This window comes from Trinickia sp., from assembly GCF_036503415.1.
In the GTDB taxonomy this organism is placed as follows: domain Bacteria; phylum Pseudomonadota; class Gammaproteobacteria; order Burkholderiales; family Burkholderiaceae; genus Trinickia.
This window is the reverse complement of record NZ_DASXWY010000007.1, coordinates 156668-174457: the sequence shown is the minus strand read 5'-3', so window position 1 is coordinate 174457 and position 17790 is coordinate 156668. Positions and strand designations below refer to the sequence as shown.

At 64.5% G+C, this 17790-nt stretch carries 16 protein-coding genes; 6 read left to right on the top strand and 10 right to left on the bottom strand.

What is annotated here, in order from left to right; all coding sequences use genetic code 11:
* Nucleotides 1-271 precede the first annotated feature (271 nt).
* From VGL01_RS01735 to VGL01_RS01725, 3 genes are all read left to right on the top strand, one after another.
* Nucleotides 272-1771, top strand: coding sequence for an aldehyde dehydrogenase family protein (locus VGL01_RS01735; RefSeq protein ID WP_331566438.1), 1500 nt, complete (start codon nt 272-274; stop codon nt 1769-1771).
* A gap of 109 nt (nt 1772-1880) precedes the next feature.
* Nucleotides 1881-3053, top strand: coding sequence for an FAD-binding oxidoreductase (locus tag VGL01_RS01730; protein ID WP_331566436.1), 1173 nt, complete (start codon nt 1881-1883; stop codon nt 3051-3053).
* A gap of 63 nt (nt 3054-3116) precedes the next feature.
* Complete coding sequence (locus VGL01_RS01725; protein ID WP_331566434.1) at nt 3117-4322, top strand: PLP-dependent aminotransferase family protein; 1206 nt, start codon at nt 3117-3119, stop codon at nt 4320-4322.
* On the opposite strand, the gene VGL01_RS01720 is transcribed toward VGL01_RS01725, so the two are convergent.
* The 9 genes from VGL01_RS01720 to VGL01_RS01680 all read right to left on the bottom strand — a co-directional run bounded on the left by VGL01_RS01720 (nt 4317) and on the right by VGL01_RS01680 (nt 14562).
* Nucleotides 4317-5393: a DnaJ C-terminal domain-containing protein gene (locus VGL01_RS01720; RefSeq protein WP_331566432.1), complete on the bottom strand. Its 1077-nt coding sequence runs from the start codon at nt 5391-5393 to the stop codon at nt 4317-4319. The two genes, VGL01_RS01725 and VGL01_RS01720, sit on opposite strands and share 6 nt — an antisense overlap.
* Before the next feature lie 124 nt (nt 5394-5517).
* Complete coding sequence (locus VGL01_RS01715) at nt 5518-6954, bottom strand: pyridoxal phosphate-dependent decarboxylase family protein (RefSeq protein WP_331566430.1); 1437 nt, start codon at nt 6952-6954, stop codon at nt 5518-5520.
* 138 nt (nt 6955-7092) lie between these two features.
* Nucleotides 7093-8127: an XdhC family protein gene (locus tag VGL01_RS01710; protein ID WP_331566428.1), complete on the bottom strand. Its 1035-nt coding sequence runs from the start codon at nt 8125-8127 to the stop codon at nt 7093-7095.
* Nucleotides 8100-8672: a carbon monoxide dehydrogenase subunit G gene (locus VGL01_RS01705; protein WP_331566426.1), complete on the bottom strand. Its 573-nt coding sequence runs from the start codon at nt 8670-8672 to the stop codon at nt 8100-8102. Before VGL01_RS01705 ends, VGL01_RS01710 begins: the two co-directional genes overlap by 28 nt.
* Entirely contained in the window at nt 8663-9937 is a 1275-nt protein-coding gene (locus VGL01_RS01700) for a vWA domain-containing protein (RefSeq protein ID WP_414720146.1), read from the bottom strand. The genes VGL01_RS01705 and VGL01_RS01700 overlap by 10 nt, the downstream gene beginning before the upstream one ends.
* Nucleotides 9938-9940: 3 nt before the next feature.
* Nucleotides 9941-10828, bottom strand: a complete 888-nt coding sequence (locus tag VGL01_RS01695; RefSeq protein ID WP_331566424.1) for a MoxR family ATPase — start codon at nt 10826-10828, stop codon at nt 9941-9943.
* 26 nt (nt 10829-10854) lie between these two features.
* Nucleotides 10855-11655 (bottom strand): xanthine dehydrogenase family protein subunit M, encoded by an 801-nt coding sequence (locus VGL01_RS01690; RefSeq protein ID WP_331566422.1) that lies wholly within the window; start codon nt 11653-11655, stop codon nt 10855-10857.
* Between the two features lie 22 nt (nt 11656-11677).
* Complete coding sequence (locus tag VGL01_RS01685; protein ID WP_331566420.1) at nt 11678-14065, bottom strand: xanthine dehydrogenase family protein molybdopterin-binding subunit; 2388 nt, start codon at nt 14063-14065, stop codon at nt 11678-11680.
* Entirely contained in the window at nt 14062-14562 is a 501-nt protein-coding gene (locus VGL01_RS01680; RefSeq protein WP_331566418.1) for a (2Fe-2S)-binding protein, read from the bottom strand. Before VGL01_RS01680 ends, VGL01_RS01685 begins: the two co-directional genes overlap by 4 nt.
* 250 nt (nt 14563-14812) lie before the next feature.
* On the opposite strand from VGL01_RS01680, the gene vapB reads away from it, so the two are divergent.
* The 3 genes from vapB (at nt 14813) to VGL01_RS01665 (ending at nt 16772) form a co-directional block, all read left to right on the top strand.
* Nucleotides 14813-15049, top strand: a complete 237-nt coding sequence (vapB, locus tag VGL01_RS01675) for a type II toxin-antitoxin system VapB family antitoxin (RefSeq protein ID WP_331566416.1) — start codon at nt 14813-14815, stop codon at nt 15047-15049.
* Complete coding sequence (locus tag VGL01_RS01670; protein WP_331566414.1) at nt 15049-15456, top strand: type II toxin-antitoxin system VapC family toxin; 408 nt, start codon at nt 15049-15051, stop codon at nt 15454-15456. Before vapB ends, VGL01_RS01670 begins: the two co-directional genes overlap by 1 nt.
* 83 nt (nt 15457-15539) lie before the next feature.
* Nucleotides 15540-16772, top strand: a complete 1233-nt coding sequence (locus VGL01_RS01665) for an FAD-binding oxidoreductase (protein ID WP_331566412.1) — start codon at nt 15540-15542, stop codon at nt 16770-16772.
* Nucleotides 16773-16806: 34 nt separating this feature from the next.
* Here the strand turns inward: VGL01_RS01665 and VGL01_RS01660 are convergent, their stop codons facing one another.
* Nucleotides 16807-17685, bottom strand: a complete 879-nt coding sequence (locus VGL01_RS01660; protein ID WP_331566410.1) for an alpha/beta hydrolase — start codon at nt 17683-17685, stop codon at nt 16807-16809.
* Nucleotides 17686-17790: the final 105 nt, after the last annotated feature.

The window sequence follows — 17790 nt, the reverse complement described above, 5'->3', positions numbered from 1 at the left end:
ACGCCGCCGCTCACGCGCGGATTCATCCGGGTTTGATGAGCAACGCGCATCACGTGTTGCGCAGATATCGTTTGCCAGTCGTTTAAAGGCTGAACACAATCGCGGCACGCGTTTTCGATCGCGGCTACGGCCAGTGCAATCGGGTCGGTGGTGGTGGTCACGCCGCGCTGGCATCCGCGCGCAATCGGCGTGGTTGCCGCACCTGTCGCGGGCGTGTATAGTTTCCTAACGTCCCAAAATTTCCTATCGGAAACAATCGAGGTACTTCCCGATGAACGCATCGACCATTCTGTCCGAGCTCGGTATTTCGCATCTTGCGGAAAGCGGCGACATCGCCGTTCGCTCGCCTATCGACGGCGCACTGATCGGTCGTGTGCCGAGCCATACTGCCGCCGACATCGACGCCGCACTGGCGAAGGCGCAGGCTGCCTTCGTGGCCTGGCGCGACGTGCCCGCGCCGCGGCGCGGCGAACTGGTGCGATTGCTCGGCAACAAGCTGCGCGAGCGCAAGCAGGCGCTCGGCAGCCTCATCACGCTGGAGACGGGCAAGATCCTGCAGGAAGGGCTGGGCGAAGTGCAGGAGATGATCGATATTTGCGATTTCGCGGTCGGCCTGTCGCGTCAGCTCTACGGTCTGACGATTGCATCGGAGCGCCCGGGCCATCGAATGGGGGAAAGCTGGCATCCGATGGGGGTATGCACGGTCATTTCGGCGTTCAATTTCCCGGCGGCGGTGTGGTCCTGGAATGCGGCGCTCGCACTGGTATGCGGCAATGCCGTGATCTGGAAGCCTTCCGAAAAAACGCCGCTCACCGCGTTGGCGGTGGACAGTATCCTGCAAGAGGCGCTGCAAGCGTTCGGCACGGCGCCGGCCGGCTTGACGTGCCTCATCAACGGCGGTCGCGAAGTGGGCGCGCAGCTCGTGGGCGATCCGCGTTCGAACATCGTCAGTGCCACGGGTAGTACTGAAATGGGACGTGCTGTCGGCGTCGACGTGGCGCGCCGCTTTGGTCGTTCGCTGCTCGAACTCGGGGGCAATAACGCGGGCATCGTCTCGAACACCGCGGACCGGGAGCTCGCGCTGCGAGGCATCCTGTTTTCGGCGGTCGGCACGGCCGGCCAACGTTGCACGTCGCTGCGGCGTTTGTTCGTCCATGAAAGCGTGTACGACGAGACGGTCGAGCGTTTGAAGGCGCTTTACGGGAAGGTCGCGATCGGTAATCCATTGCAGCAGGGCGTGCTGATGGGCCCGCTCATCGACGCGCAATCGTTCGAGCGCATGCAGGCTGCCCTCGAAGCGGCGAAGCGCGACGGCGGCAAGGTATTCGGCGGGGAGCGCCATACGGTGGCCGGTTGCGAGCAGGGCTTCTACGTGCGGCCGGCGATCGTCGAGATGCCGGCCCAGACCGGCATCGTGCTCAAAGAGACGTTCGCTCCGATCCTTTACGTCATGAAGTATCGCGACTTCGGCGAGGCAATTGCAGCGAACAATGCGGCGTCGCACGGCTTGTCGTCGTGCGTCTTCACGACCGATCTGCGCGAGAGCGAACGGTTCCTGTCGGCATCGGGCAGCGATTGCGGTATCGCGAACGTCAATATCGGCCCGAGTGGCGCGGAAATTGGCGGTGCCTTCGGCGGTGAAAAAGAAACGGGCGGTGGGCGCGAGTCGGGTTCCGATGCATGGAAGGCCTATATGCGCCGTGCAACCAATACGGTCAACTACTCGTCGGCATTGCCGCTCGCGCAGGGCATCGATTTTTCGATCGAATGATGCGGTGGCCGGGCGCTTGCCTTGCCAAAGGCACGTGCCCGGCTCGCCAATCGACGCGCCGCCGTTCGGTGTGCGCGTTTTTCCGACGCAATCCAAGGCGGGGCAACGCGTGAGCTCTCAAGTCGTTATCGTGGGCGGTGGCGTGATCGGCAGTTCGATCGCCTATTTTTTACGGGCATCCGATCCGACGGTTCCGGTCACCGTCATCGAGCGTGATCCGACCTACGCGAAATCGTCATCGGCGCTTTCGGCCGCGTCGATCCGGCAGCAGTTTTCAACGCCGTTATCGGTGCAAATGTCGCTGTACGGTATCGAGTTTCTACGCAATATCGGCGAGCTGCTGGAAGTCGACGGGACGAAGCCGTCGATCGATCTGCATGAGGGCGGCTATCTCTTTCTCGCGACGCCCGCCGGTGCTCCGACGTTACGTGAGAATCATGCCCTGCAAACGCGTCTCGGTGCCGATATCCATTGGCTCGATCGAGAAAAGCTGCAGGCGAAATTTCCCTGGCTGAACATCGAGGATCTCGAGGCGGGTGCCTTCGGCGCCAGCGGCGAAGGGTGGTTCGACGGGTACGGTCTCGTGCAGGCGCTGCGCAAGAAAGCGCAATCGCTCGGCGCGCGCTATGTTGCGGCCGAGGTCGGCGCGATCGCGCGAGCCGGACGCCGCGTCACCCACGTCGAGACGACCGACGGCGAGCGCTATCCGTGCGACATGCTCGTCAATGCGGCCGGGGCATGGGCGCGAAAGCTATCGGCGATGATGGGCATCGAGATTCCCGTCTTCGCGCGCCGGCGCAGCATTTTCAACGTATCGTCGCCGGCGCGCCTTTCGCCGTGCCCGTTGTTGATCGACCCGAGCGGGGTTTATTTCCGCCCGGAAGGCAAGACGTATATCTGTGGAACGTCGCCGAACGCCGATAACGATCCGGACGATCTGCCGCTCGATGAAGTCGACCATGCCTTGTTCGACGACGTCATCTGGCCCACGCTGGCGCACCGCGTGCCGGAGTTCGAAGCGCTGCGAGTGGAGAACTGCTGGTCCGGCTATTACGAATACAACGTCTTCGATCACAACGCGATCATTGGCTTTCACCCCGATATCGACAATTGCATCTTCGCCAACGGCTATAGCGGCCATGGTCTGCAGCAAGGGCCGGCGACGGGGCGAGGTGTGAGCGAGCTGATCCTGGACGGCAAATATACGTCGCTCGATCTATCGCCGCTGGATTGGAGCCGCGTTATCGAGAACCGGCCTATCGTCGAGAAAAACGTCGTTTAGGCCTCGGCGCTATCGAATCCGATACCCGCCATAACGAAGCGAATGCCGAAGCCAGAGGGCACCATGTACCGATTCACCGAGCCGTTTGCTCATCCGTCCGGCTCGCCGATTCGAGAGCTGTTCAAATACGTCGGCCAGCCGGGCATGATTTCGTTCGCGGGCGGTTATCCGGCTGCCGATCTATTCGACGTCGAAGGACTGAACGCGGCTCAAACTCGTGCGTTCGAGTCGCCGGTTCGCTGCCTGCAGTATGGCCCGACGGATGGCCTGCCCGAACTGAAGCAGGAAATCCTCGCGCTGATGGCGCGGCGCGGCGTGACATGCTCCGCCGATGAATTGCTGGTCACGACAGGATCGCAGCAAGGCTTCGATTTGCTGCTGCGCGTGCTCGTCGGTCCGGGCGACGTCGTGGCGACCGAGCAGCCGGCCTATCCTGCCGTCCTGCAAGCGCTGCGGCTTCAGCAGGCAAAGATCGTGACGGTGCCGATCGACGATGAAGGGATCGACGTGGCGAAACTGGCCGAGATGCTCGCAGCGGGCACGCTCGATCGGCCGAAACTGCTGTACACGGTGCCGACGTTTGCCAATCCTTCCGGCGCGATGCTCACGCGCGCACGCCGCATCGCGCTGCTCGAACTTGCCGTTCGTTATGGCTTCCTGATCGTCGAAGACGACCCGTACGGCGATTTGCGCTTCAAGGGCAGTGCGCTGCCATCGATCCTGGCGCTGGCGAAAGAAGTCGAGGGAGCGCTTCCGTGGGTAGTGCACTTCGGGAGCTTGTCGAAGATCGTCGCACCGGGCTTGCGCGTCGGCTGGACCATCGCGCCTGCCGAGATCGCCCGCCGCTGCGTCGTCGCGAAACAGACCGTCGATCTTTGCAGCTCGCCGTGGACCCAGGCGATCGCCGCGCAGTATCTGGCCGCGGGCTCGCTCGAGCGGCATTTGCCGCGCATTACCGCGATGTACGGTTGCAAGTGCGGTGCGCTATGCGACGCGCTCGAGGCGGAGTTCGGCTCGGCGATCGCGTTCCATCGTCCGCAGGGCGGGATGTTCGTCTGGGCCCGCATCGAGGGCATCGATTCATCGGCACTGCTCACGAACGCGATCGAACGGAAGGTCGTATTCGTGCCGGGCAAAGCGTTCTTTGCGGACGATGTCGACATCCATTCGCTCAGGCTGTCATTCGCGGCGCCAGGGATCGACGATATTCGCGAAGGCGTGCGCCGGCTCAAAGCGGCTTTCGACGACGGGGTGCAGCGGCGTCTATAGCGATGTGCCGCCTGCTCGCTGCGCGGCCAGCGCGAACAGTTCCCGAAAGCGGCGCCGTTCCTCCGCGCTCAGATGCGATGCCGCCTCGGGCATGACCAGGACGATGCGCAGCCTCAATTCGCCCCGGTTGCCCGAGGCGTCCGAGAGACCCTGCGCCGGCAGGCGGATCGTGCTGCCATGCCGGGCATTCGCTGGAATTGCGATGTCCAGATCGCGGCCCAGTACTTTGGCTGTGAGCGGACCGCCCAGCGTCGCGGTGACGAAATCGACTTCGAGTTCGCCGCTCAGATGCAGCCCTTCCCGCTGAAAATCGGGCCCACAGACGATGACGACCGTAAACGTCGCATCGCCGGGTTGTCCGCCGTGCATGCCCGCAAACCCGCCGCCGGGCACGACGATGCGCTGGCCGTCCCATGCGCCGCGCGGCACGTTCACCGGCTGCGATTTCGTTTGATATTCGACGCCCTTGCTTTGGCATGTCGCGCACCAGTGCGTGCTTTTCATGCGCCCCTGGCCGCCGCATGCGGTACATGCGGTACCGTCGTAACCGGTGCCGTAGCCGGCACAGTTCGAACAGGGCAGCACCGTTGCGCGTGCGCTCGCGCCCCGGCATTGCCGGCACGTTTCGCCGACCTGGTAACTGGCGAGCACTTCGCCGCCGTTCAATGCCACATCGAGCGGCACGTGCAACTGGGTATGCCGGTTTGCGCCACGCACGGGCATCGGGCCGCCGCTCGCCCCGTAGTGCTTCGACCAGGCGCCGGCCCCGCCCGCTCCTGCGCCGCGGTCGGCGTCGCCAGTCGAGGCGCGTGCTGGCCGCATGTCGGTCCTGCGTGTGCCGGCGGCGGGAGCCGGCTGCGCGCGCACGGGCGCCTGCCGCTGCCCCGTGAGGATTTCGAAGGCCTCCTGCACCTTTTTGAATAGCGATTCGGCGGCCGATTCCTCGCCCTTGTTGCGATCGGGGTGGTACTGCGCTCTCAGGCGGCGATAGGCTCGCTTGATCTCCGCCGCCGATGCGGCGCTCGGCAAGCCCAATCGTTCGTAGTACTCATCGAGGCTCACGGGTTCCACCCCAACTCTGCATTTCGCAAAGCCGCCAGTTTATCGCGTCCGGTTTCGGGTTCGGAAAACGGCGCGTCGCCTGCGCTCGCGTCCGTGCGCCCGTCGAATCGGTCTTCTTTCGGCAAACTTTCGGTTATTGCCCGATCCGCGCGGCACGCATGGTGCGTAGCACTTCGGTCACGGCGGCAATGGTGCGCGCCACGGCGCTTGCATCGGTCTGCCAATTGCATACCGAAATGCGCATGCACCGTTTGCCGCGCCAAGTCGTGTTGCTGAAAAGCGCCTCACCGGTTCGGAGCACCGCCTCGGTGACGGCGTCGGTCCATGCGTCATGATCGCTTTCGGTTGCATCGGGCCGTGGGTCGATGAAGCGGACCAGGCCTTGATTGATGCGCGGCGCCCAGACGAGCTCCACACCGGGCTGTGCGGCTATGCCGACGGCCAATGCGTGCGCCGCCTCGCAACAGCGCTCGACCAGCGCCGCCACGCCTTCGCGGCCGAACTCGCGCAGCGCCGCATAGGTGGCAAACCCGCGGCCCCGCCGCGACCAGACGGGCGTCCAATCCTTCTGTTCGCGAACTGCTTCGTTGTACGAAACATAGCTTGCGTAATGCGACATCGCCGCTCGGTGCGCGTCGGCGTGGGCGACGAATGCAAAGCCGCTGTCGTAGGGCACGTTGAGCCACTTATGCCCATCGGTCGCCCAGGAATCGGCGTGCTCGACGCCGGTCAACAACGACTGGTAGCGTTCGCTCGCATTCGCCCATAGCCCGAAAGCCCCGTCGACATGGACCCATGCGCCGTGGCGATGCGCAAGCGGAATCAGTTCGGAGAACGAATCGTAGGCGCCGATGTTGAGATCTCCCGCCTGCAGCAGGACGATCGTCGGCGTGTCAGGCTCGGCGCGCAGCGCTTCGTCGAGCGTGGCCATTTCCAGTTGACCCATTCGATTCGATGGCAGTGCCTGCACGCATGCAGTGCCCATGCCGAGCAGCCGCACGGCCTGAGTGACGCTGCCGTGGAATTGATCGCTGCTGAGTATCCGGATGCGCGGCGCACCGAAGAGCCCGTCGCGCTCGACCTGCCAGCCCCGTTGTTCGAGCAGGGCATGGCGCGCGGCCGCGAGTGCCGTGACGTGGGCAGTCTGGCAACCGCTCGTGAGCGCGAAGCTTGCATGGGACGGCAGGCCGAGCAGTTCCTTGAGCCATGCGCCGCAGACTTCCTCGACGACTGCCTCGGCCGGTGCGCACGCGAACGACGCGGCATTTTGATCCCATGCGCTCGTGAGCCAATCCGCGCCGAGCGAAGCAGGCACGGCGCCGCCGATCACCCAGCCGAAGAAGCGGCCGCCCGCGCTTGCGACGATGCCGCCCTCCGTATCGGCCACGAGCTCGTCGATGACGCGCTCGGCCGGTATCGGTGCACGGTTGAGCGGCTTGGCGAGCCGGCTTCGTAATGTTTCAAGCGTGGCGGTAGCGGCGACCGGCCCGTCTTCGAGATTCCCGAGGTACGAGAGCGCATGATGCAGCGCGCGTTCGAGTGCAGGGCGGAACGGAGAACGTTCGCTCATGACAAATAGTGTCCTTGGTCTTTGGGTGGACGTGCGTAACCGATGCAAACGGGATGCGAACGGCGCTGCGGCAGCGCTTCAGGTCGATGCCCTGCGTTTGTCGCGTTGCCGCGTTGGCCGCGGTAACGCGCTGAAGCGCTAACTCCGGCTGGCAGCATCGCAAGCCGGATGTTCGCTGCCGGCCCGCTCTCGCGCCGCTTTCGCGCCTTCCACCTGCAGCAGCGTGGGCAACGATACACCGTTCTTGGCCGCCGTTACTTCAGCGAGAATTGAAATGGCGATCTCGGGCGGCGTGCGGCTGCCGATATAAATGCCGACCGGCCCATGCAGCCGCGCGAGTTGCGCGTCGCCAAGATCGAACTCCTTGAGCCGCTCGCGCCGCGCCGCATTGTTTCGACGGGAGCCGAGCGCGCCGACGTAGAAGGCCGGCGTTTTCAGCGCTTCCATCAACGCGAGATCGTCGAGCTTCGGGTCGTGCGTCAGCGCGATCACGGCACAACGTTCGTCGAGCTTCATGTCCGTAACGGTATCGTCCGGCATCGTATGGACGACCGTCGTGCCTGGAATATTCCATTCCTCGGTGTATTCTTCGCGCGGATCGCAAACCGTCACTTGATAGTCCAGGCCCACCGCGATGCTGCAAAGATAACGCGATAGCTGCCCGGCTCCGATGACGAGCATGCGATAGCGCGGGCCATGGATCGTCGATAACGTGTCGCCGTCGAACTGCACGCCGTCGGTTGCCTGCGCGGGCGCGAGCGTGGCCGCGCCCGTTTTCATATCGAGCGTGCGCGCGACGAGCCGGCCGGCTTCGACCGCGCGGTAGAGTTCGTCGATGCCGCTTGCCTTCGTCAGCGGTTCGAGCACGAGTTCGATCGTGCCGCCGCAAGGCAAGCCGAAGCGATGGGCTTCCTCCGCCGTGATGCCGTACTTCACGGCCTCGGGGCTGCTGCCGCCTATGCCGTGGCGGCGCACGCGGTCGATCAGATCGTCTTCGATGCAGCCGCCCGATACGGAACCGGCCACGAGGCCGTCGTCCCGCACGGCGAGCATCGCGCCTTGCGGGCGTGGGGACGACCCCCACGTCTTGACCACTGTGACGAGCAATACGCGATGCCCTTCGTCGAGCCAGCGCGCGCTCGATTTCAGGACTTCGAGATCCACGCTTTCCATGATTTGTGTCCTTTGCCAGCGGGTGCCTCGTCGGCTGCTTCGCCAGGCTGCGCCGACGCTTCGCTTTCATCAGTGCTTGCGGCGCCTGCTCCTGCTCCTGCCTCACCCGTCATCTGTGCCGTAAAGCGCTTGAAGAATTCTCCCGCGACCTTGCGCGCGGCCCCGTCGACGAGCCGCGAGCCGATCTGCGCGAGCTTGCCGCCCACCTGGGCGTGCGCTGTATACGATAACTTGGTCGACGATTCCCCGTCGGCTTCGAGCGTGACCGCGGCGCTGCCTTTCGCGAAACCGGCGACGCCGCCCTGACCTTCGAATACGACGGTATAGCTGTTCGGCGGGTCGAGGTCGGTCAACGACATGCGTCCCTTGAAATGCGCCTTCACGGGTCCCACGGCGGCGAGCATGGAGACGATATAGGCATTCTCGCCGTCGGCCTCGATGCTTTCGCAGCCGGGAATGATCGTCCGGAGCACCGCCGTGTCGCGCAGCGCTTCCCATGCGTGCTCGCGCGAGACGGGCAGGATGTATTGCTCGGTCAGTTCCATTGCGGCACTCCTTGGTTCGGCGAAACGGGCATCGGGTGGCGGGGCACGCGCGCGAGATGCTCGAAGTCGTGCGCGAGCGCATCGAGGCTCTCGAGGTTGTGGACGGGGCGATGCGCGTCGACGTGCGGCAGGATCGCGCGCACGCCGCGCGCTCGCGCGGAGAACCCGGCGTAGCGCAGCAGCGGATTGAGCCATACGATGCGGTAGGCGTTGCGAGCCAGGCGCGCCATCTCGGCATCGAGCAGTTCGATCGCTTCATGATCGAGGCCATCGGTCACGAGCAACACCGTCGCGCGCCCACCGAGGACGCGCCTGGCCCACTGCCGATTGAATTGCGCCAGTGCCGCGCCGATCCGCGTGCCGCCGGCCCAGTCCTCGACGCGCCCGGCAAGCGCGGCGATAGCCGCATCGGGATCGCGCTCGCGCAGCGCGCGCGTCGCATGCGTGAGGCGTGTGCCGAACACGAAGACCTGCAGTCTCTCGCGCGATTGCAGCAGCGCATGGCAGTAATAGAGCACGGCACGAGAGTAGTTGGCCATCGAGCCGGAAATATCGAGCAGCAGGACGAGCGGGGGTTTGCGTTCGCGCACGGCGCGGTACTTCCAGACGAGCCAGTCTCCGCCGACGCGCACGGCTTGGCGCGCGCTGGCGCGAACGTCGGCATGGACGCCGTGAGAGGCTGCCCGCAGCCGGCGAGTCGGTTCGGTCGCGAACGACATGCGGCGGTTGCGGATCGCGTGCTGCAACGCGCGCCATTCGTCGGCGGTCAACGTATCGAAATCGCGGTGACGCAGGCGCTCTTCGGCGCTGAACGTTGCGTGCGCATTCAGTTCGCGCTGCTGCGGTTCGCTGGCGGCGGGCTGGTCCGACCGAGACGTACGGGCCGCGAGCGCATCCGCCAAGCGGTTGCTGCGCATCGGGGGTGGCATACCGGCCCGCGCTTTGGGCAGTAACAGGGCGCGCAGCTTCCCCGCCCAGTCGGGATCGCGCCAGAACAGATCGAAGGCGGTATCGAAGAATGCCCGCTCATCGGCCGAGTGCGTGAGAATCGCGGCCAGCGCGTCATGCACGTCGTCGCGCCTTCCGATCTCGATCAGCTGCAGCGCGTCCAATACATCGATTGAATGAGCGGGCGACATCGCCAAGCCTGCCGCACGCAGCAGCCGCACGAAATGGACGACGTTGCGCGCGAACATCGGCAGTTCCGGGCCCGAAGCGGGCGACGCGGGCGACGCGGGCGATAGTGGCGAGCGGGGTGAGGCCATCGACTACTCCGCTTCGGCCAAGCATCGCGCGATTTGATCGGTATCGAGCCGTGCGAGGTCGTCCTGATACTTGAGCAGCACGCCGAGCGTGTCGTGCACGGACTGCGGATCGAGCTCCGAAATCGACAGTGCCGCGAGCGCGCGGCACCAGTCGATCGTTTCCGCGATGCCCGGGGCCTTGAACAGGTCCATCGAGCGCAACCGGTGCACGAACGCCACGACGCGCCGCTGTAGTTCTCCCGCCGCTTCGGGGGCACGCGCCGCGACGATCGCGAGTTCGCGGTCCTGCTCCGGATAGCCGATCCATTGATAGAGGCAGCGGCGCTTGAGCGCGTCATGGACCTCGCGCGTGCGGTTCGACGTGACGATGACGAGCGGCGCCCGTTCGGCGCGTACCGTGCCGTATTCGGGAATCGACACCTGGAAATCCGAAAGCAGTTCGAGCAAAAAGGCCTCGAACGGCTCGTCGGCGCGATCGATTTCATCGATGAGCAGCACACGTTGCGCACCCGGATGTTGCTCGTCAGGCATCAACGCTTGCAGGAGCGGGCGCTTCAGCAGGAATTCGCTGCGATAAAGCGTATCGTTGCCGGGCCGCTCGCCCGCCGCTTCGGCCAGACGCAGCGCCATGATTTGGCGCGGGTAATCCCATTCGTAGAGCGCACTGGCCGTGTCCAGCCCTTCGTAGCACTGCAGGCGCAAGAGCGTCGTGCCGAGGATTTCCGAGGCCGCCTTGGCGAGCTCGGTCTTGCCGACGCCCGGCTCGCCTTCGAGAAAAAGCGGCCGGTCCATCCGCAGCGCCAGAAAGAGCGCCGTGGCGAGCTCGCGACTCGCAAAATAGCGGTGCGCCGCGAGCTCGGCGACGGTTGCGTCGATCGTTGCCGGCTGCATCGTGGTCGCTCCGGAAGGGCAGGCCGCTAGCGGGCCCGCTCGACGGCGCGCGCCGCGAGGATCGGAATCAGATGGGCACGATACTCGGCGCTCGCATGCAAATCCGTGTTCAGTTCGTCGGGAGACAGCGTGACCTGCCGGGCCGCATCGCGCGTGAAGTGGCCGCTCAATGCCGCTTCGAGCGCGGACGGTCGAAACACCGAAGGTGCGGCGCCCGTGACGGCAACCCGCACACCGTCGGCCCGCTTGGCCACGAACACGCCGACGAGCGCGAATTGGGAAGCGGGGTTGCGGAACTTCTCGTAGGCGCTTTTTTCCGGCACGGGAAATTCGACGGCAACGATGAGTTCGTCCGGTTCGAGCGCCGTTTCGTACATGCCGACGAAGAAGTCGTCGGCTGCAATGCGTCGGCGATCGGTGACGACCGTCGCGCCCAGAGCGAGCACCGCAGCCGGATAATCGGCGGCAGGGTCGTCGTTGGCGAGCGAGCCGCCCAGCGTGCCGCGGGCGCGCACCTGGCGATCGCCGATCATACCGGCGAGCTCGGCCAGCCCAGGCAGGCTGCGCTGGATGCCGTCATGTTCGGCGACATCCGCATGGCACACGGCGGCGCCGATCGAAACCGTCTGGCTGTCGACGCGAATTTCCTTCAAGGCCGCGATGCGCGTGATGTCGACGAGCTTCGTCGGCTGCGCCAGGCGCAAACGCATGGTCGGCAGCATGCTTTGCCCGCCGCCGAGGTATTTGGCGTCGCTATCTGCCTGCAGGGCCGCCACGGCGGCCTGCGCATCGGCCGCGCGCTCATAGTCGAACGAATATGAATACATGGAGCTGTCTCCTGTCGACCGTTCAATGGACCGACGACTGCGTGGCCTGAATCGCGGACCAGATGCGGTGCGGGGTGGCGGGCATCTGCATGTCTTTCACGCCAAGCGGCGCGAGGGCGTCGACGATCGCATTGATGACCGCCGGCGGCGAGCCGATTGCACCCGCTTCCCCGCATCCCTTGACCCCGAGCGGATTGTGCGTGCACGGTGTGCCCTGACTCGTCTCGACCGTGAACTCGGGCAGATCCGAAGCGCGCGGCATCGCGTAGTCCATGTAGGAGCCCGACAGCAACTGCCCAGTGTCGGGGTCATAGACACAGCGCTCGAGCAGCGCCTGGCCGATACCTTGGCCGAGCCCGCCGTGCACCTGCCCTTCGACGATCATCGGATTGATGACGTTGCCGAAGTCGTCGACAGCGGTGAATCGCTCGATGCGAGTTTCGCCTGTATCGGGGTCCACTTCGACCTCGCAAATATAGGCACCCGACGGGTACGTGAAATTGCTTGGATCGTAGAACGCGTTCTCGTCCAATCCCGGCTCGAGTTCCTCGAGCGGGTAGTTGTGCGGAACATAGGCGGCCAGCGCCACTTCGGCGAACGTCTTGGTACGGTCCGTGCCGGCCACATGAAAGACACCGTTACCGAATTCGATGTCGCTGGCGGAGGCTTCGAGCAGATGTGCCGCGATCTTTTTTGCCTTTGCTTCGATCTTGTCGAGCGCTTTCATGATGGCCGTGCCGCCCACTGCGATCGAGCGCGAACCGTAGGTTCCCATGCCGAATGGAATGCGGCCGGTATCGCCATGGACGATTTCGACCTGGTCCATCGACAGGCCGAGCCGATCGGCGACGACTTGCGCGAACGTCGTTTCGTGCCCCTGCCCGTGGCTGTGCGAGCCGGTGAAGACCGTAACCGTTCCCGTGGGATGCACGCGGACCTCGCCCGCTTCGAACAGGCCGGCGCGTGCGCCAAGGGCGCCCGCGATTTTCGACGGCGCGAGACCGCACGCTTCGATGTAGCACGAGTAGCCGAGGCCGCGCAGCTTGCCGTTTTGCTTCGCCGCGTCGCGGCGCGCCGCAAAACCCGCCACGTCGGCGAGTTCGATGGCACGTGCGAGGCAGACTTCGTAGTCTCCCGTGTCGTACGTGAGCCCGACGGGTGTCGTGTAGGGAAACGCGCGGATGAAGTTGCGCCTGCGGATTTCAGCGGGGTCCATGCCGAGTTCGTGCGCCGCGGTTTCGACGAGCCGCTCGACGACGTACGTGGCTTCCGGACGTCCCGCCCCACGGTAGGCGTCGACGGGCACCGTGTTCGTAAAGACGGCTTTCACCTCGGCATAAATAGCGGGCGTCGCGTATTGGCCCGCGAGCAGCGTCGCATACAGAATCGTCGGCACGGACGAGGCGAACGTCGACAGATAGGCGCCCATGTTCGCGGTGGTATGCACCCGCATCGCAAGGAAACGGCCGTCGCGATCGAGCGCGAGTTCCGCTTTCGTCACATGATCGCGGCCGTGCGCATCGGAGACGAACGATTCCGAACGTTCCGCCGTCCATTTGACGGGGCGGCCGATGCGCTTGGACGCCCAGGTCAGCGCGACATCCTCGCCGTAGAGAAAGATCTTCGAGCCGAATCCGCCGCCGACGTCTGGCGCGACGATGCGCAGCTTCGATTCCGGCAGCGACAGAACGAATGCAGCCATCAGGAGCCGCTCGACATGCGGGTTCTGATTGGCGACATAGACGGTGTAGCTTTCGTCTTGCCGCGAGTAGCTGGCATTGACCGCGCGCGGTTCGATGGCGTTCGGCACGAGGCGATTGTTCACGATCTCGAGCGTCGTGACATGTGCGGCCTGCGCGAAGGCTGCGTCGGTCGCGGCCTTGTCGCCGTGGCCCCAGGTATAGCAGACGTTGTCGGGAACCTCGTCGTGCACGGCGGGTTGACCCGAGTCGGCCGCGTGGGCGGTGTCCGCCACGGCCGGCAACAGGTCGTAATCCACTGTCACGAGTTCGGCTGCGTCCTTGGCCGCCTTGGCGGTTTCGGCGATGACGAGCGCGACCGGGTCGCCCACGTGCCGGACCTTGCCTGTGGCCAGGACCGGATGCGGCGGCTCGCGCATCGGTGAGCCGTCGGTGCTGTGGATGAGCCAGCCGCAGGGCAGGCCGCCTACCTTCTCGGCGGCGAGATCGGCGCCCGTGAAGACGGCGATGACGCCCGGCGCGCCGCGCGCTGCTTCCACGTCGATTTTGCCGAGACGCGCATGCGCATGGGGCGAGCGCACGAACATGCCGTAGGTTTGCTGCGGCAGCACGATGTCGTCGGTGTATTGCCCGGCGCCTGTGAGGAAGCGGTAGTCTTCCTTGCGTTTGACGGAGGCTCCGATCAGGCGGCGTTCTTCAGGTGCGTTCATGATGGCTCCCGTACAGTCGATGCCGCCTGTTGGCGCATGCCTGCCGCGCCTTCGAGTACCGCTTTGACGATGTTGTGGTAGCCGGTGCAGCGGCAGAAGTTTCCGTCGAGCTGACGGCGCACGTCGTCGGCACTGGCATCGGGCTTGGCCGCGATCAGCGCGGTGGCGCTCATGACCATGCCCGGTGTGCAAAAGCCGCACTGAAGGCCGTGGCATTCGCGAAAGGCGGCTTGCATCGGATGCAGGGCACCGTCTTCGGCGAGCCCCTCGATGGTGGTGAGCCGGGCACCGTCGGCTTGGACGGCGAGGACATTGCAGGCTTTGACGGCGCGTCCATCCATATGGATCGTGCAGGCGCCGCACTGGGCGGTATCGCAGCCGACATGCGTGCCGGTCAGGCGCAATGTATCGCGGAGGAAATGGACTAGAAGCGTGTGAGGCTCGACTTCGGCGCTCACCGGGGCGCCGTTGACTGTCAGACTGATGCTGATTGCCATGGATTGTCTCCGGTCGGCCAGAGTCGGGCAAGGCAGGGGGGCGACAGCCGGCACCTTCGATGCGTGCAGTGCCGCTTGTCCGGCTATAGCGCGTTATTTTCTAGATGCACCGGGAAGTAAAGCACAATTTGGCGGGCTCTGCTGTTATAGGAGACCCTCGATGGCCTCGAAACATGTACACACACGGATTTACGTTGTGCCGGATCCGCGTTATAGTACATCCATCGTACATCCGCAGACGGGCTTAACGATGCATACGACCAGGGTTTTCAAGAACGGCAATTCGCAGGCAGTGCGTATCCCCGCCGATCTGGCGTACGAGCGCACGGACGTGGAGCTCGAGATCGAGCGTGTCGGGGACGAGCTCCGCATTCGGCCGGCGCGTCGAGCGCTGGGCGGGGTGCTCAAGAAGTTCGCCAGATTCGGGCCGGATTTCATGTCCGAGGGGCGCGGCAGCCAGGAGCAAACAGAGCGCGAGGCACTCTGATGCCGCGCTTCATGCTCGACACCAACATGTGCATCTACTTGATGAAGAACCAGCCGGAGCAGGTGGCGGAGCGCTTCGCACAATGCTACGTCGGCGACGTCGTGATGTCGGCCATTACCTATGCGGAATTGGAGAACGGTGTCGCGGCCTCGGCCAACCACGCACGCGAGCGCCGGAATCTCGCTGCGCTGATCGAGGACATCCCGGTCGCGCCCTTCGATGTCGCCGCCGCCAGCGCCTATGGGCCGGTCCGCGAGGCGACGCGCGAGCGAAAGAAAGATCATCTCGACAAGCTCATTGCGGCGCATGCGTTGGCGCTCGATATTGTGCTCGTCACCAACAACGAACGCGACTTCGCCGCCTATCCAGGCCTGAAGCTGGAAAACTGGATGAGCGGCGCGGCGTAGAGGCGAAGGAACGAGGCGGTCCGGCATGGAGTCGTGTGCCGTTGCGTCGTTTCAGCCGCAAACATGGGGCATGTTAACTTCCGATGAAATTCGACACTCTCGTGCTTGGCGCCGGCATGGTCGGCGTTTCGATCGCCGCTCACTTGCAGCAGCGCGGTCTGTCCGTAGCGCTCGTCGACCGAAAAGCGCCCGGCAATGAAACCTCGTTCGGTAACGCGGGACTGATCCAACGGGAGGGCGTTTATCCGTACGCCTTTCCGCGCGGGCTCGGCACCCTGCTCGGCTATGCGGGCAACCGCGCACTCGATGTCCGGTATCACCCCGGTGCGATGTTCAAGCTCGCACCGTTTCTCTGGCGGTACTGGCGCAATTCGGCCCCCGATCGTCACATCGCCATTGCGCGCGCCTATTCCACGTTGATCGAACACTGTGTCAGCGAGCACAAGGCGCTGGCAGCGGCCGCCGGCGCGGCGGACATGTTGCGTCCGACCGGCTGGATACGGGTCTTCCGCACCGCGGCCAAATTCGACGAGGAATTGAAGACGGCCGAGCGCTCGCAGCGCGAGTACGGCATCGAGTACGACGTGCTCGATGCGGCAGCGCTTCACGCCGCGGAGCCCGATCTGTCATCGGCTCTCATCGGCGGCGTGCGCTATGGGCAATCGTATTCGGTAGCGGATCCGAATGCCCTCGTCACGGCGTACGCCCGTTATTTCGAGCGGCTGGGCGGGCGCATCGTTTTCGGCGACGCGAGGACGCTCGAGCCGCATTGGCGGGTGAACACGGAGGAGGGCGTGCTGGAAGCCGATTCGGCCGTAGTCGCACTCGGGCCGTGGTCTCAGCCCCTCAGCGCCAAGCTCGGCTATCGGCTTTCGCTCGGCATCAAGCGCGGGTACCACATGCACTACCGCGCAAAATCGGGGGCGCGCCTCAATCATCCCGTCCTCGATGTCGAAAAGGGCTATCTGCTCGCACCGATGGCACGCGGGATCCGGCTCACGACGGGGGCGGAGCTCGCGTTGCTCGACGAGCCGAAGACGCCAGATCAACTCGAGGCTGTCGAGCCGATCGCCCGGGACTTGTTTCCCCTCGGCGAGCGAGTCGATTCGGAACCGTGGATGGGGCAACGTCCGTGCACGAGCGACATGCTGCCTGTCATCGGTCCGGCCACACGGCACCCGGGCCTGTGGTTCGCATTCGGGCACGCGCATCACGGGTTCACACTGGGCCCGGTGACGGGGCGTCTTATCGCCGATATGGTCACGGGCGCCAAGCCCTTCGTGGATCCGCGCCCGTTCCGCATCGATCGGTTTTGAGCGCGGATCGAAGCTCGGTCGGTAACCCGCTCGGTCAAGAACGCCCGAGTTCCGTCAGAAAGGCATGTGTCAGCGCGCCGATCTCATCGCAGGCCTCGTCGAGTGCGAAGTGGCCTGCTTCGAGCAGGTGGATTCGGGCGTCGGGTAGCTCGCGTCCGTATGCATGCGCGCCTTCCACCGTGAACGACGCATCGTACTTGCCCCAGACGACGAGCGTGGGCGGGCGGTGTTCGCGCAGGTAACGCTGCCATTGCGGGTATCGCTCGACGTTGCTCCGGTAGTCATAAAAGAGTTCAGTTTGGATGTCGATCTGCCCTGGGCGCGACAAAAAGGCGAATTCGTCGTTCCAGGTATCGGGATCGTAGCGATCCGGATGCGGACTCGTTCCCACGTGACGCAAGCGCGTGGCGTCATATGACAGCAAGCTCGTGCGCAACGCGGCCTCATGCGTTGCCCGGTCCTTCCAAAAGGCCTTGCGGACTTCCCACAACGGACCCAAACCTTCCACATGTGCGACGGCGTTTTGCACGATCAGGCCGCGGATACGCTTCGGATGCGCCTGCGCAAGACGAAAGCCGACCGGGCCGCCGTAGTCCTGCACGAACAACGTGAAACGGCGCAACGCGAGCGTTTCGACGAAACGCTCCATCACGCCGGCGAGCGAATCGAAAGTGTAAGCAAACGCGCTCGGCGCAGGCGCGCTGCTATGTCCGAAGCCGGGATAGTCCGGCGCGATGACACGAAACTGATTCGAGAGCAGCGGCATCAACGTTTCGTACATGCGTGACGACGACGGAAAGCCGTGCAGCAGCAGGAGAACCGGTGCGTCTTGCGGGCCCGCTTCGCGATAGAAAATGTCGAGTCCGTCGATCCGTACGGTGCGGTAACGCATGCTTGCGCGGGTCGAGTCCATCTTCGTTCTCCTGGTGGGTTGGGTATGAAAGAGTCGATGGGACAGATGCTACTCTTCGAAAGCGAATTGATAATTGGCCGACGCGTGGATTTAATATCCCGTTTT